Annotated in this window: 17 protein-coding genes and 1 tRNA gene; 8 read left to right on the forward strand and 10 right to left on the reverse strand. The window is 70.3% G+C overall.

Going from position 1 to position 13,099, the window contains the following annotated elements; genetic code table 11:
* Positions 1 to 21: 21 nt before the first annotated feature.
* Positions 22 to 657 (reverse strand): uracil phosphoribosyltransferase, encoded by a 636-nt coding sequence (gene upp, locus ACNYC2_RS00330; protein ID WP_357511527.1) that lies wholly within the window; start codon positions 655 to 657, stop codon positions 22 to 24.
* A 191-nt stretch (positions 658 to 848) separates the two neighbouring features.
* Here upp and ACNYC2_RS00335 point away from each other — a divergent pair, with 191 nt between their 5' ends.
* Complete coding sequence (locus ACNYC2_RS00335) at positions 849 to 1,283, forward strand: nucleoside deaminase (RefSeq protein ID WP_419707748.1); 435 nt, start codon at positions 849 to 851, stop codon at positions 1,281 to 1,283.
* A 21-nt stretch (positions 1,284 to 1,304) separates the two neighbouring features.
* Positions 1,305 to 2,219 (forward strand): Sir2 family NAD-dependent protein deacetylase, encoded by a 915-nt coding sequence (locus tag ACNYC2_RS00340; RefSeq protein WP_419705157.1) that lies wholly within the window; start codon positions 1,305 to 1,307, stop codon positions 2,217 to 2,219.
* Between the two features lie 39 nt (positions 2,220 to 2,258).
* Here the strand turns inward: ACNYC2_RS00340 and ACNYC2_RS00345 are convergent, their stop codons facing one another.
* Both ACNYC2_RS00345 and ACNYC2_RS00350 read right to left on the reverse strand, forming a co-directional pair.
* Entirely contained in the window at positions 2,259 to 3,338 is a 1,080-nt protein-coding gene (locus ACNYC2_RS00345; RefSeq protein WP_419705158.1) for an IS30 family transposase, read from the reverse strand.
* Positions 3,339 to 3,593: 255 nt separating this feature from the next.
* Positions 3,594 to 4,550 carry a transglutaminase-like domain-containing protein gene (locus ACNYC2_RS00350; RefSeq protein WP_419705159.1) on the reverse strand — a complete coding sequence of 319 codons (957 nt, stop codon included), beginning with the start codon at positions 4,548 to 4,550 and terminating at the stop codon, positions 3,594 to 3,596.
* Positions 4,551 to 4,805: 255 nt separating this feature from the next.
* Here ACNYC2_RS00350 and ACNYC2_RS00355 point away from each other — a divergent pair, with 255 nt between their 5' ends.
* Positions 4,806 to 5,813: an arabinan endo-1,5-alpha-L-arabinosidase gene (locus ACNYC2_RS00355; protein WP_419705160.1), complete on the forward strand. Its 1,008-nt coding sequence runs from the start codon at positions 4,806 to 4,808 to the stop codon at positions 5,811 to 5,813.
* Between the two features lie 73 nt (positions 5,814 to 5,886).
* Here ACNYC2_RS00355 and ACNYC2_RS00360 read toward each other — a convergent pair whose 3' ends face one another.
* Genes ACNYC2_RS00360 through ACNYC2_RS00370 form a run of 3 tightly spaced genes read right to left on the reverse strand, consistent with a single transcriptional unit; the run spans position 5,887 to position 8,914 of the window.
* Positions 5,887 to 7,479: a carbohydrate-binding domain-containing protein gene (locus tag ACNYC2_RS00360; RefSeq protein ID WP_419705161.1), complete on the reverse strand. Its 1,593-nt coding sequence runs from the start codon at positions 7,477 to 7,479 to the stop codon at positions 5,887 to 5,889.
* Complete coding sequence (locus ACNYC2_RS00365) at positions 7,476 to 8,276, reverse strand: polyphosphate polymerase domain-containing protein (protein ID WP_419705162.1); 801 nt, start codon at positions 8,274 to 8,276, stop codon at positions 7,476 to 7,478. The genes ACNYC2_RS00360 and ACNYC2_RS00365 overlap by 4 nt, the downstream gene beginning before the upstream one ends.
* Positions 8,273 to 8,914, reverse strand: coding sequence for a DUF4956 domain-containing protein (locus ACNYC2_RS00370; protein WP_419705163.1), 642 nt, complete (start codon positions 8,912 to 8,914; stop codon positions 8,273 to 8,275). Before ACNYC2_RS00370 ends, ACNYC2_RS00365 begins: the two co-directional genes overlap by 4 nt.
* 239 nt (positions 8,915 to 9,153) lie before the next feature.
* On the opposite strand from ACNYC2_RS00370, the gene ACNYC2_RS00375 reads away from it, so the two are divergent.
* The gene (locus ACNYC2_RS00375) at positions 9,154 to 9,420 is read left to right on the forward strand and encodes a hypothetical protein (RefSeq protein ID WP_419705164.1); all 267 of its coding nucleotides are present in this window, start codon (positions 9,154 to 9,156) and stop codon (positions 9,418 to 9,420) included.
* A gap of 2 nt (positions 9,421 to 9,422) precedes the next feature.
* Positions 9,423 to 10,025 (forward strand): hypothetical protein, encoded by a 603-nt coding sequence (locus tag ACNYC2_RS00380; RefSeq protein WP_419705165.1) that lies wholly within the window; start codon positions 9,423 to 9,425, stop codon positions 10,023 to 10,025.
* A 22-nt stretch (positions 10,026 to 10,047) separates the two neighbouring features.
* On the opposite strand, the gene ACNYC2_RS00385 is transcribed toward ACNYC2_RS00380, so the two are convergent.
* On the reverse strand, positions 10,048 to 10,785 hold the full coding sequence (locus ACNYC2_RS00385) for a GntR family transcriptional regulator (protein WP_419705166.1): 738 nt from the start codon (positions 10,783 to 10,785) through the stop codon (positions 10,048 to 10,050).
* A 194-nt stretch (positions 10,786 to 10,979) separates the two neighbouring features.
* Between ACNYC2_RS00385 and ACNYC2_RS00390 the strand changes: the two genes are divergently transcribed.
* The 3 genes from ACNYC2_RS00390 (at position 10,980) to ACNYC2_RS00400 (ending at position 12,037) form a co-directional block, all read left to right on the forward strand.
* Positions 10,980 to 11,066, forward strand: a tRNA-Ser gene (locus ACNYC2_RS00390).
* A 150-nt stretch (positions 11,067 to 11,216) separates the two neighbouring features.
* Positions 11,217 to 11,669, forward strand: coding sequence for a hypothetical protein (locus tag ACNYC2_RS00395; protein ID WP_419705167.1), 453 nt, complete (start codon positions 11,217 to 11,219; stop codon positions 11,667 to 11,669).
* Positions 11,670 to 11,875: 206 nt separating this feature from the next.
* Positions 11,876 to 12,037, forward strand: a complete 162-nt coding sequence (locus ACNYC2_RS00400) for a hypothetical protein (RefSeq protein WP_419705168.1) — start codon at positions 11,876 to 11,878, stop codon at positions 12,035 to 12,037.
* 12 nt (positions 12,038 to 12,049) lie between these two features.
* On the opposite strand, the gene ACNYC2_RS00405 is transcribed toward ACNYC2_RS00400, so the two are convergent.
* The 3 genes from ACNYC2_RS00405 to ACNYC2_RS00415 are packed head-to-tail and all read right to left on the reverse strand — an operon-like array spanning position 12,050 to position 13,057.
* On the reverse strand, positions 12,050 to 12,304 hold the full coding sequence (locus ACNYC2_RS00405; protein ID WP_419705169.1) for a hypothetical protein: 255 nt from the start codon (positions 12,302 to 12,304) through the stop codon (positions 12,050 to 12,052).
* 28 nt (positions 12,305 to 12,332) lie between these two features.
* Complete coding sequence (locus ACNYC2_RS00410) at positions 12,333 to 12,719, reverse strand: hypothetical protein (RefSeq protein ID WP_419705170.1); 387 nt, start codon at positions 12,717 to 12,719, stop codon at positions 12,333 to 12,335.
* On the reverse strand, positions 12,716 to 13,057 hold the full coding sequence (locus ACNYC2_RS00415) for a hypothetical protein (RefSeq protein ID WP_419705171.1): 342 nt from the start codon (positions 13,055 to 13,057) through the stop codon (positions 12,716 to 12,718). Before ACNYC2_RS00415 ends, ACNYC2_RS00410 begins: the two co-directional genes overlap by 4 nt.
* Positions 13,058 to 13,099: the final 42 nt, after the last annotated feature.

The following is a 13,099-nucleotide window of genomic DNA, read 5'->3' on the forward strand; positions in this document are numbered from 1 at the left end:
AGGGCCCGAGCGGCCCGACCGTCAGACGATGCCGTACAGGCGGTCGCCCGCGTCGCCCAGGCCGGGCACGATGTAGGCCTTCTCGTTGAGCCGCTCGTCCACCGCGGCCACGACGACGGTCAGGTTCGCGCGGTCGCCCACGTGCTCCTCGAGGAGCTGGATGCCCTCGGGGGCTGCCAGCAGGCAGACCGCCGTCACCTCGCGGGCGCCGCGCTCCAGCACGTAGTCGATGGCGGCGACCAGGGTGCCGCCGGTGGCGAGCATCGGGTCGATCAGGAACACGTGCCGGCCGGTGAGGTCGTCGGGCAGGCGGTTCGCGTACGTGACGGCCTTGAACGTCTCCTCGTCGCGCACGAGGCCGAGGAACCCGACCTCCGCCGTCGGGAGCAGACGGCTCATGCCGTCGAGCATGCCCAGACCGGCGCGCAGGATCGGCACCACGAGCGGCGGCGGCGACGCGAGGCGGGTGCCCGTCATGGTCGCGACCGGGGTCCTGACCTCGTGCGGCTCGGTGGCGATGTCGCGCGTGGCCTCGTAGGCCAGGAGCGTCACGAGCTCGTCGACGAGCAGGCGGAAGGTGGGCGAGGCAGTTGTCTCGTCCCGCAGGACGGTCAGCTTGTGGGCGACCAGCGGGTGATCGACGACGTGGAGGCGCATGGGCCCCACGCTACCGGGCAGTTGCCCGCCAGGACCGCGTGGAGGCCCGGAACGTTGCCAGGCCCACACCGCGCGTCGGCCACACCGGGTTGTCAGACGTGTGGGTCACTATGGTGACTTCTGTGTCTGACACGTCGGAGGGCCTGAGCGCGATGAGCGTCGCCGAGCGCCGCGCGCACTGGGAGAGCTGGATGGGCACCGCGCTCGACGAGGCGCGTCGTGCTCTCGACACCGGCGACGTGCCGGTGGGCGCCCTGGTGCTCGACGAGGCGGGGCGGGTCATCGGCGTCGGGCACAACGAGCGGGAGGCGACGGGGGACCCGACCGCCCATGCCGAGGTGCTCGCGATGCGGGCCGCCGCAGCGACGCGCGGCGAGTGGCGCCTGACCGGGTGCACTCTGGTGGTGACGCTCGAACCGTGCCCGATGTGCGCGGGCGCGCTCGTCCAGGCCAGGGTGCGACGCCTGGTGCTGGGCGCCTGGGACCCGAAGGCGGGCGCCACCGGCTCCGTCTGGGACCTCGTGCGGGACCAGCGCGCGCTGCACGAGGTGGAGGTGCTCGGCGGCGTGCGCGAGGGGGAGTGCGGGGCGCTGCTCCGCGAGTTCTTCGAGGCCCGGCGTGGTTGAGCCCGGTGCGAAATGGAACACATGGCGGCGCCGCCGGACCTCTCCCGGCATACCCTCGTAAGCGTGTTCCCTCAAGCCCGACCCACCACCTGGCAGCCGGAGCCCGTCGAGGTCGCCCGCACCACGGTGGACGACGCCGTCGAGGTGCTCGCCGGCCTCCGGTTCACCGCGCTCACGGGCGCCGGGGTGTCGACCGACTCAGGCATCCCCGACTACCGCGGCCCCGACTCCCCGCCCCGCAACCCGATGACCTACCAGCAGTTCGTGGGCGACGAGGAGTTCCGCCGTCACTACTGGGCCCGTAACCACGTGGGCTGGAAGCACGTGAACCGGACGGTGCCGAACGCCGGGCACAAGGCGCTCGTCCGGCTGGAGGAGCGCGACCTCCTCGCCGGGATCATCACCCAGAACGTGGATCTGCTGCACGAGGACGCGGGCTCGCGCAACGTCATCGACCTGCACGGACGCTACGACCGGGTGATCTGTCTGTCCTGCGGCCGGGTCATCTCGCGCACGCACCTGGCCGAGCGCCTCGACGCCCTCAACCCGGACTTCCTCGAGTCGGTCGGTGACGTCGCGGACATCGAGATCGCGCCCGACGCCGACGCCGTCATCGAGTCGACCGCCCACTTCCGGCCGGCGCCCTGCGAGTTCTGCGGCGGGGTGCTCAAGCCGGAGATCGTCTACTTCGGCGAGAACGTGCCGCGCGAGCGGGTGGACCGCGCGTTCGCGATGGTGGACTCAGCCGACGCGCTGCTCGTCGCGGGCTCGTCCCTGACCGTGATGAGCGGGCTCCGGTTCGTGCGGCACGCGGCGGGCGAGGGCAAGCCCGTGGTGATCGTGAACCGCGGCATCACCCGCGGCGACAAGTACGCGACGGTGAAGATCGAGGCGGGCACGAGCGACGTCCTGCAGGAGCTGGCGACCCGCCTCTGACCCTCCGCCGAAGTAGAACCAGGGCGAAGTAGGGCGGATTCAATCGGTGGTCGCAACACCGGTCGTGTCCGCTGACAGTAGCTTGCTCATTGCTTCGTAGGGTGTGTGCCAGTCCAGGACCTTGCGGGGTCGTCCGTTCATCACGAGGGCGACGTCCGCGAGGTCCTGGGCTGTGTGGACTCTCAGATCGGTGCCCTTGGGGAAGTACTGGCGCAGCAGGCCGTTGGTGTTCTCGTTCGTGCCGCGTTGCCAGGGCGAGTGCGGGTCGCAGAACCACAGATCCAGGTCCTCGACGATCTGGATGCCCGCGAACGGGGTCATCTCCCGGCCCTGGTCCCAGGTCAACGAGCGGCGCAGGTGAGCCGGCAGGCGGGTGATCTGTTCGCGCATCGCGGTGGCGACCTGCTGCGCGCCGTGCCCGTCGGGCAGGTGCAGCAGCATCAGGTACCGCGTCTGACGTTCGACCAGGGTTCCGATCGCTGAACTGTTCCGGGTGCCGGTGATCAGGTCGCCTTCCCAGTGCCCGGGCACGGCCCGGTCCTCGATCTCCTCGGGACGCTCCGAGATCATGACCTCGGGTGGTAGCACGTGGGCACCACCGGCGCGTTGAGCACGGGTCACTGCCTGCGGGCGGCGGACCGCGCGCCCCGACCGCAACGCGGTATGCAGCTCTTTGCGCAGCCCACCGCGGCCCAGGACGTAGAGCGACTGGTAGATCGCTTCGTGGCTGATGCGCATGTTCTCATCATCGGGGAACTTGACACGCAGGTGGCGGGAGATCTGCTGCGGGCTCCACGAGCGGGCCTTACCCGTGCCCGGCTCGTGCCCTGCCAGACGCTCACCGATCCAGGCGGCCAGGGCCGGATGGGTGGCCAGCTTGCCGGGCTTGGGCCGGGCCAGGCGTTGCTCGGCCCGGCGGTGCGCGACCGAGGCCTTGTAGCGGCGAACGTCGGGATGCGTGCCCGCGGCCAGCTCCCGGGTGATGGTCGACGGCGCCCGCCCCAGCACCCTCGCGATCTGACGGGCGCTGGCACCCTCAGCGCGTTGCAGCGCGATCTCCTCGCGTTCGGCGAAGGACAGCAACCGGCCCGTGGGCTTGGTCAGGGACACGTCGGGCATCCCGCCAGCCTTACGGATCCAGGCCTGCGCTGACCAGGTCGTGATCCCGGCAGCCTCAGCGGCTACCGGGATCCGACCATGAGCGCGTAACTCAGACCAGAAGGCCCGCCGGTGCTCCCGCGGCACGGGTAGACGACTCCAAGACTTCATCGAACACCCCGATCATCAAGGGGTGTTGCGACCACCAGTTGAATCCGCCCTACTTCGCCACAGTTCTATCTCGCCACAGTTCTATCTCGGCAGAGGGCGGGGGCGTCAGTGGGCCGAGAGGTCCGTGATGCCGTGGTGGCCCGTGGGGGAGAGCGTGAGCACGCGCTCGCCCGGGTGCAGCCGCACGTCCTCGCGGTAGAGCTCGGCGAGCTGGTCGGCGGCCTCCTGGTCTCCGGCGTCAGCGGCGACGAGCAGGTACGCGAGCTCGTCGGCGACGGCGTCCAGCTCGGCGTCGGACACGTCGGCGCCCGGCATCCCGGTCTCCTGGACCCAGGTCTCCGCGCGACCGTTCCCCGCCTCGCGGACCACCGGGCTCCGGAGCCGCGATCCCCACAGGTCCCAGAGCAGCAGCTCGTCGCGGTGCCGGTGCGCCACCTCGAGCAGCACGTAGTCGCGCACGAAGTCCCGGCCGCTCAACCCCGGCAGGTCCCGGTCCACGCCGTACGTGGCGGCGTCGGCGGTGCCGGCCCGGATCGCCAGCCACGACTCGGCCGCCGTCGGGAACGGAGAGTCCGGGCCGGTCGGCATGTCGTGGACGTCGAAGTCGAAGTCCTCCTGGCTGAGCTCCGGGTCGAACCGCACCCAGCGGGTGCCGTCCCAGCGCTCGCCCACCACGTGGTCGGCGTTCCAGCCGGGCCTGAGGTACGTGGCGAAGCCGATGCGGGACCGCGCGGGGACGCCGTGCGTGCGCAGCACGCCGAGCGCGAGCAGCGTGTGGTCACGGCAGCAGCCGGCCACCTGCTGGGCGTGTGTGCGGGGCCCGTCGAGCGGGGCGCGCATCTCGGCGGCGTCCAGGATCGAGGTCAGCCAGCGACGGTCCGGGTCGGACTTCTGGGCCTCGGTCAGCTGCGGGCCACCGGCCCGGTAGTGCACGACGGCGGAGCAGACGAACTTGTGCAGGTCGGCTGGAGCGGTGCTCAGCTCGGTGAAGAGTCCTGCGTGATTTCCGGGGTTCGAGTACGGACTGTGGTCCGAGTAGTCGAAGAGCGTGGGCGCGGGCATCGGTGTCCTCCCTCGGCGGTGTCGGAAGGCTACCGCGCACGATGCCAGATGTGACAGCGTGTTTCGCCCACCGCTTCGAGGTGCCCGCCCGGGCTGCCGGAAACTCTGGTCGGGCTGCCCCTTGACGCACCAATTCACCCGCCCCACACTGTTCTACAACCTTGTAGAAGCCGGAGCGACGACGGTCCGGCCCCGGATTGTGAGCGCTCACAATCGGGCCCCGTCGCGGCCGGCACCTTCCGGACGGAGGCAAAGATGCACCAGTTCCGAACACGATCAGCCGGTAGATCCCGACGCCGACAGGTGGCCGTCGCGCTGCTTGTCGCAGCGGGGCTCGCGATCAGCCCCGCCGCGTCGATGGCGGCACCCAGCGTGGTGGCGGCCTATCCCAACCCGGGAACCGTCACCGGGAGCACCGGCGTGCACGACCCGGAGGTCGCCAAGACGCCGTCGGGCGGCTACCTGCTCGCCCACACGGGCAACGGGATCACCCTGAAGACGTCCACCGACCGCACCCGGTGGAACGACGCCGGGGCCGCGTTCCCGAACGGCGTCCCGTGGGCGCACGCGTACACGAACAACAGCAACCACGTCTGGGCGCCGGACATCACGTACGTCAACGGCCGCTACTACATGTACTACTCGGCCTCGACGTTCGGCTCCAACCGTTCGGCGATCTTCCTCGCCACGAGCACCACCGGTGCGCAGGGCTCGTGGACCAACCAGGGCCTCGTCGTCGAGTCGCGGACGTCGGACAACTGGAACGCCATCGACCCCAACCTCGTCATCGACCAGTCCGGCCGCTGGTACCTGAGCCTCGGCTCGTTCTGGTCGGGCCTGAAGATGATCAGGCTCGACGCCGCGACGGGCAAGCGGTCCGGGACCGAGTTCCACAGCATCGCCGGCCGCGGCGGCGGCGCCATCGAGGCGCCGACCATCCACTACAGAGGCGGCTACTACTACCTGTTCGTCTCGTTCGACGCCTGCTGCCAGGGGGCCAGCAGCACCTACCGCGTGATGGTGGGCCGCTCGACGTCGGTCACCGGTCCCTACGTCGACCGCGCGGGGACCGCGATGAACTCTGGCGGCGGGACGGAGATCCTGGCGGGCCACGGGAGCATCCACGGGCCCGGCCACCAGGCGGTCATCGCCGACAACGACGCCGACGCGTTCTTCTACCACTACTACACGGACAGCGGGGCGTCCCGCCTGGGCATCAACCTGCTCGGCTACGACTCGGCGGGCTGGCCGTACGTCTACTGAACCCGTTGAGTGCTGGGTATTTGCGCGTTCTGACGGTCAGAACGCGCAAATACCCAGCACTCAGCGTTGCCTGTCAGGGGCGGGCGGCCATTCCGGTGCCTTCCGGGGTGTCGCCCGCCGTGGCCGTCGCTATCTCCGTGCCGTCCGCCTGGATCGTGTACTCCTCGCCGCTCGTCACGGCCGACGACGCAAGGACCAGCGCCTGCACGTCCTTGGTGAGCGTCACCTCGGCGACCGTGCTGCCCGACGAGTCGACCACCACCAGGTCCGTACCGGCGCTCAGGGTGTCGAAGGCCGCGGCCACCCAGCCCTCCGAACCGTCGCCCGGCGTCTGCAGCATGCCCGAGGACCCGACCGCGAGCAGCGTGCCGCCGTTGACGGTGATCGCGCCGGCGCTGTCGAGCGTGCCGTTGCCGCCGTCCGTCGGGCCGAAGACCGTGACGTCACCGCCCGAGACCGTCAGCGTGCCGTTCGAGTCCAGGCCGTCACCGCCGGCGTCGACCGTCACGGTGCCGCCGGTGATCGCCAGCGAGAAGTCGCCCGCGGCCTCGCCGGGCATGCCGCCGCCGCCCTGGGGCGGCCCGCCCTCCGGCATGGTGTCCGACGCCGGGGGCTCGCCCTCCGCCCCGGTATCCGCTGTGGTCTCCGCGGTCGCCGCCGTGATCGTGCCGCCCGCCGCGTTGAAGCCGTCGTCCGACGACGTGACGTCGACGGTGCCGGCCGTGACAAGGATGTGCGCCGCCTCCAGGCCTTCCACCGACTCGGACACGGTGACCGTCGCATCGCCCACCAGGAGGTCGCTCTCGGCGTGCACGCCGTCGTCGCCGGCCGCGACGGTGATCTCCCCGCCGAGGAGCGCCGCGTAGCCCACGGTCTCGCCGTCGTCGTTGGCGCCGTCCTCGTTGTCCGCCTTCAGGCCGTCGCCGGTCGCGTCGACGTCGAGGGCGCCTCCCGTGACGACCAGGAAGTCCTTGCCGCGCACGCCGTCGTCCACCGCGGTGACGGTGAGGTCGCCGCTCGCGATCACGAGGCCGTCCTTCGAGGCGATGCCGTCGTTGGAGCGGCCCGTCACGTTCAGTGCGCCGGTACCGGAGATCACCATCGCGTCCGACGAGAAGAGTGCCGCGTTCGGGGCGTCCTCGCTGGTGTCCTCGTACGTCGAGGCGTCGGTGAGGCTGTTCGACGAACCGTCTGCCAGGACCACCGAGACGTCGTCCGCCTGGGTGACCGCGATGGCGGAGCCGGTGGAGCTGGTGATGTCGGCGCCGTCGAGCACGAGCCGGACCAGGCCGCCGGCCTCCGAGCTGACGATCACCTGGCCGTCGTCCAGGGTGCCGCTGATGCGGTAGGTGCCCGGCGCCGAGATGGTCACCGTGGAGCCGTCCGCGGTGGCGCCGTCGCCCGAGACGGTCGCGCCGTCGCCGTCGAGCGCGATGGTGGTCTCGCTCGTGGTGTCCCAGCTCTCGTCCGCGAGGGCGGCGAGCTCCGTGTAGTCCTCGTTGTCGGCGAGGGCGTCGTCGACAGAGGTGGCGACGTCCGAGATCGTGACCGGTGAGGCGGCGTCGGTGGGCGTGGCCGCGGCCGTGCCGCAGCCGGCGAGCGCGCCGATCACGAGGGCTCCGGTCAGCGTGGCGGTCAGGAAGCGGTTGGGTCGGCGGATTGTCATGAGGGGGTCCTCTCGCTGGTTAGCTGGGTTGTGCAGGGGGCGGGGCAGATGTCGAGACGACGCCGGACGAGGCGCCGCCAGGGTGCGTCGGGCAGGTCCGGCACGAGCACGGCCAGCCCGGTCGCGTACTTCGAGATGCGGTCGGGGCGGTGCCCCGCCCGCCAGAGCAGGCGGTCCACCGACGACGGCCCGGAGCCGGCGGCGGTCTTGGTCTCGACCACGACGCGGTCCCCGATCGCGGCCCCGCGTGGTTCATCGGGGCCGACGCCGTTGGTGGCGAGCAGCTCCCAGACCAGGCCGGTGTCGAGGGTGACCCGGGCGTCGTCGAGCAGGAGCGTGGTGCGGTGGTACCTCGACCGCAGGGCCGGGGTGAGCACCGGCGCGGACGGGGCACCGGCGTCGGCCAGACGGGCCGAGACAAAGGTGCGCGCCCCGCCGAGGTGGCCGGCGTCGTCGTGCGGCTGCCGCTCCTTGACCGTGGTGCCGCGGCCCGCGCGGGTCTTCACCTCGACGAAGCACGTCCCGGAGTCGACGTACGTCCGTGTGCGGACCTTGAACCGACGACGACGGCGCGTCGCCGCCAGGCGATAGGCGTCGAGCTCCGGAGTGTCGAAGTAGGTCGAGTCGTAGGCGAACGAGCGGGCGCCGTCGATCTCGAGGACCCGCGCCGACGGGAGTGCGGACAGCAGGCCGGCCAGCTCGTCCGGGGTCAGGACGTACTTGCGGTCGCGGCGCGTCTGCAGCGCGGCGGTGTCGTTGAGCTCGTCGAGGCCGATGGGATCGAGCGTGTCGATCATCGGGCTGTCACCAGCTCCGAGCGGCCGGCGCCCGCCGTCCCCTCGTGCACGGTGGTGGGGGCGCCCGTGCCGTCGTCCGTCACGATGGGCAGGCGACGCGCCTCCGAGTAGCGGACGTCCACCCACGTGGAGTCGTTCACGAGATCCAGGCGCTGCACGGAGAGGGCATTGACCCGCGCGCCCAGGAGCTGCTCCAGGTGCGCCACCAGCTCCTCCTGGTCCGCGATCGCGCGATCCAGCACGACCAGCTGGCTGTGGTGCCGCGCGAACAGCCGCGGGTGATCGGCAAGGGCCATGACCAGCAGGATCAGCGTGCTGCCCGCGATCCCGAGCCAGCCCGTGCTCGTCCCGAGCCCGCCGAGCAGACCCAGCGCGAGCGATGCGAAGTAGTAGGCGACCTCGTGCTGCGACAGCTCGGTCGAACGCAGCCGGATGATCGACAGCACGCCGAAGAGTCCCAGCCCCAGGCCTGCTGCGACGGCGCTCGCGGAGAGCGTCGCGGCGACCGCGAGCACGCCCACGTTGACGCCGAGATAGGCGACGACGAGGTCGCGCCGCCGGTGCCGTGGAAAGTACAGGGCGAAGGTGAGGATGGTGACGGCGACGAGGTCGACCGCGTAGAGCACGAACTGGTTCATCGGTTCTCCGGGGTTTGCGTGGTGATGAACTGCAGGTAAACGCATGGACCCGGGGGTGCCCTGTGGCGGGGCTGGGCTAAGCCTGGAACCGGCTGGGAGTCGCCTGGGCATGCTTGGCGGACGTCGTTGCGGTGCGGCCGGTCGGCGGAAAGTTGTTGAACAACCTAGATACTTATGTCGGACACCGCTAGCCTGGCTGTGCAGCGATATCTGCCCGCTCACGCCGGAGGATCACCGACATGGCCGAACCGACAGTGCAGCAGCCCGTGGGGCATCGGCTCGGCCTGCTGGTCCGCGCGGTGCCTCTGCTCCGGCGCAGGGCGCGGGTGGGTGCGGGCGTCCTGCACCTGCACCTGGACCTTGCCGTCACGGACGACGACGACGCGGCGGCTGCTCTCGAGCGCATCCTCGGCGTCCTGGGTCCGGGGGACCGGGTCTACGTCGTCGGCCCGCCTGACGTGGCGGAGCCGCGGGTGGACGACCGGCCGTTCACGATCTGGGCCTGACCGTGCCCGGCCCGGGCTGGCTGGTCGAGCGGCACGTGACCGTCGCGCGCGCCACCGTCGCGACGGTCACCTACATGCTGCTGGCCACCGCCTTCGTGCTGGGCGTGCTGTGGTTCGCGCTTCCCGGAGAGCCGCGCTGGGAGCCGGCGGTCAACTCGCTGACCCTCATCGCGGGTATGACGGGGCTGATCGTGGAGCGGCTGAGCAGCGAGGCGGAACGGCACGCCCAGGTGCTCGCGGCGGTCCGGCGCGAGCTGGAGCGCAACCGGGCGGTGCTCGCCGACAACGAGTTCGCGCGGACGACGGACGACCGGCCGCGAGCCGTCTTCGCGCGGCTCGCGGTCTCCGCCGTCGACGCCGCGCTCGTCTCGGGGGCGCTCGACCGGCGTCGGGACACCGTGCTGGTGACCGCACTGCACCGCTGGCGCGACACGGTCCAGGGCTTCAACCGGCGGCTGGACCTCACCGAGAACATGAGCGTGCTGGAGCGGCAGACGTCGGGGGAGCGTGAGGTGTGGGACGCGGCGATGCGGCTGCGGGGCGGTTATGTCGCCAACACGAGAGCGCAGCTCGAGGAGCTGCTGGCGGTGCTGCCGGTGCGGTGAGCGGTGCTTGCTGGTCGCCTCGTCAGGCAGGGTCGCCCGGGGTGCGCCGGGAGTACGCGGCAGCGACCGTCCGCTCCGACTGGACGAGGTACTCGTCGAGCTCTGCGGCGGCTGCCGCGCTCTCCCCGGCGAGGGTCATCTCCAGGATGCGCGCGTTGCGGGCCACGTAGGGGGCGTGCAGGTACTCCGGGTTGGCGAGCAGGCCGAACGCGAGGCGCAGCTCGGCGGAGACGGTGGCGTAGAGCCGGTCGAGGTGCTCGCTGTCACAGAGCGCGACGATCCCTCGGTGGAACTCCATGTTGGCCGTGCCGGCCGTGCGCCAGTCCTTCTCGTCGCGGGCCCGTTCCGCGCTCTCGACGGCCTTGCGCATGATCTCGGTCGCCGGGTGCCCGGGCAGTGCGCCGCGCAGCGCCTGGCCCTCGATCATGCGGCGCACGCGATAGATGTCGAGGATCGATGCCAGCGTAGGGACGGCGACCATGACGCCGGCATGCGGGCGTCGGACGAGCAGGTTCTCGTGGGTGAGCACCCGGAAGGCCTCGCGGAGCGTGTTGCGCGAGACGGCGAGGGTCTCGGCGACTGCCTTCTCCGAGAGGCGCTCACCCGGGCGGGCCTTGCCCGTGATGATCCAGGTGCGGATCGAGGCTGCCGTGCGCTCGACGAGGTCGCCCGCCTTGGCGTCTGAGGGGTCGCCCGTGGCGTCTGCCGCAGCGTCTGCCGCAGTGTCGGAAAGGGGTTCTGCGTCAGCGGTCGTCGCCATGAGGCTACTCTACGGTCGGGTCCGGGTCGCCGGATGATGCGACGCGTCCGGAGGATCTGGCGGTTCTGGTCGTCGGACAGTCGTGGGCTGGGGGAGACGCTCCTCACTGTGTGCTCGGGGCGCCGGAGTCGATTCGTGGAACCCGGCCTCGACCAGGTATCCTGCTACGGCCCGCTCCTGTAGCGGCGGGCAAAGGTAGCGTGTCCGAGCGGCCTAAGGAGCACGCCTCGAAAGCGTGTGTGGGTGAAAGTCCACCGTGGGTTCAAATCCCACCGCTACCGCACCTGAAGGCCCCCAACCGCAGAATCATGCGGATCTGGGGGCCTTCGTCATGCCGGGCACAACGGCTAAGCGGGGCCCGCCCGGATCAGAACGGGTGAGATCGCAGACCGAGCCTGTCGTAGGCGAAGCGGCGTTACTACGCTCGCCGGGTGAGCCAGCCGACTTCGCCCCCGTTGCCCGTGTTCGCTCCTGATGCTGTGCTGAGCTTCACGGTCCAGGGCAACATCATGACCTCGAACCTGATCGCGCCGACGCTCACCATCGATGGCTATCTCGCACCGGTGCCAATAGCTGGCACTCGACAGATCCCGATCATGTCGGGACGTCATCACCTCCGGGCGCACTCCCAGTGGATGCGCAGATATGGGCACGCCACCATCGACATCGACGTCGTACCAGGCCAGACCCTTGAGGTCTTTTATGCGCCGCCCTACCACCAGTTCATTGATGACGGTTCGATGGGGCTGAGCCCGCAGCCACGGAAGGGGCGGGCATTCTTCATCATTGCCGCATGGGTGGTGCCCGGCTTGTTCATTCTCGGAGTGCTCAGCGTGCTCTTCGCCGGGATCGTCGTGATCCTGAGGGGAATGGCTGGGGGATGACCGCTCCGGATGCACCGTCACGTTCTTCGGCACGGGTAACCAGCTGTGCCACTCTGGCTGCTGTGTACCGTCCCACGACACTCGTCATCGACGACCTACGCCGAGCGATCAATCGAGCCCTCGATGAAACCGCAGCGTCGCTAGGTGATCGGGTCGAAGTCGACGGCGGGCTCTACTGGCAGGTGCCAGCCCAACAGCTTCACAACATGGACCCCGACACTGTCGTGCTCACGGCCGGTGACCTCGACGACGACATCCAGACCATGCGCGAATACCTCGGTAGTAGTGGACCTGCCCCCGCCCTATGGCACGAGCTGAACCACCTGATCGGCATTCTCCGTGCCCTTGAGGCGACGGCGCTTCCCTGACACCGCCGTCCGTCAGGTGAGGGCGTACGCAGTCTCGACCGAGCGCGCCCAGCCGAGCATCCGCTGCTCGTACCCGGCTGCGGGAAGGGTGCCGTCGAGCGAGGTGTCCTCGATAGTCACCGTGGCCGCCACCGAGCGCGCCGGCGGCGGGTCGAAGGCGCTCCACGGGCGAGCCCCGTGCCGGTTCGCACGCACCAGGCCGGCCTGGAGCGCGTTCATGGTGTCCAACCCGTCGGCGAGGAACACCGTGACGAGCAGAGACGCCACGTGACTGGACGGACCACGCAGGCCTTCCCTACCAGAGCGTCGACGGCCCCGAGACTGCCCAGCCGTCATCCACAGGCTTGACCCAGAAGCCCAGCAACAGCTCGCTCACCTGACCGCGGTAGACGATCTCGACATAGAAATGGTTGCTGTCGCCCCAGCTGACGTCCCCGAGTTCGAGCTCGCCGAGCCAGGACCGGTCGGTGGTCCATGCGTCGGCGGGAAGACCGTCGCCGAGTTCCTCGCTGAGGGTCGTCCCCACCGACCCCTTCCAGAGCGACCTGACCACGTGCGGGACGGGCGTGTGGTCGACCAGCTGTGCGGCGTCGTCGACCTGCCCCACCCGGAGCAGTTCGAAGTAGGCGCGGACCACCGCTTCGACGTCGGCCCGGGCGGGTACCTCTGGCCAGGTCTTCATCGCGCGAGCAGTGCCCGCAACTCGTCGACGGGGTTCGAGGCGGCGAGCAGCCGGGCGCCGTCGGGCAGCAGGCGGAGGGGTCCCGGCGGTGTCCGCGAAGCAATCCGTGCCTGCTCCCAGACCAGGACCATCTGATGAACGACGGCCTGGAAGGCGTAGTAGTTGTCGGATCCGCGGGGCTTCCCGAACCGACGGGCGAGCTCCTTGTCGATCCGGTTCCGAGCTTGATCGCGGCCCAGCCCGACACCGGTGAACACCGCCACGAACGTGCTGGCGGCGAGCGGGACGATGTCTTCATGAAGCAGCGCCTCGACGCCGGTGCCTGAGCTCTCGGTCATGGGCGCCAGCGTAGGGCCAGGATCACCCGCGACGTCAGACGA

This window comes from Promicromonospora sp. NFX87, assembly GCF_048564965.1.
GTDB lineage: Bacteria > Actinomycetota > Actinomycetes > Actinomycetales > Cellulomonadaceae > Promicromonospora.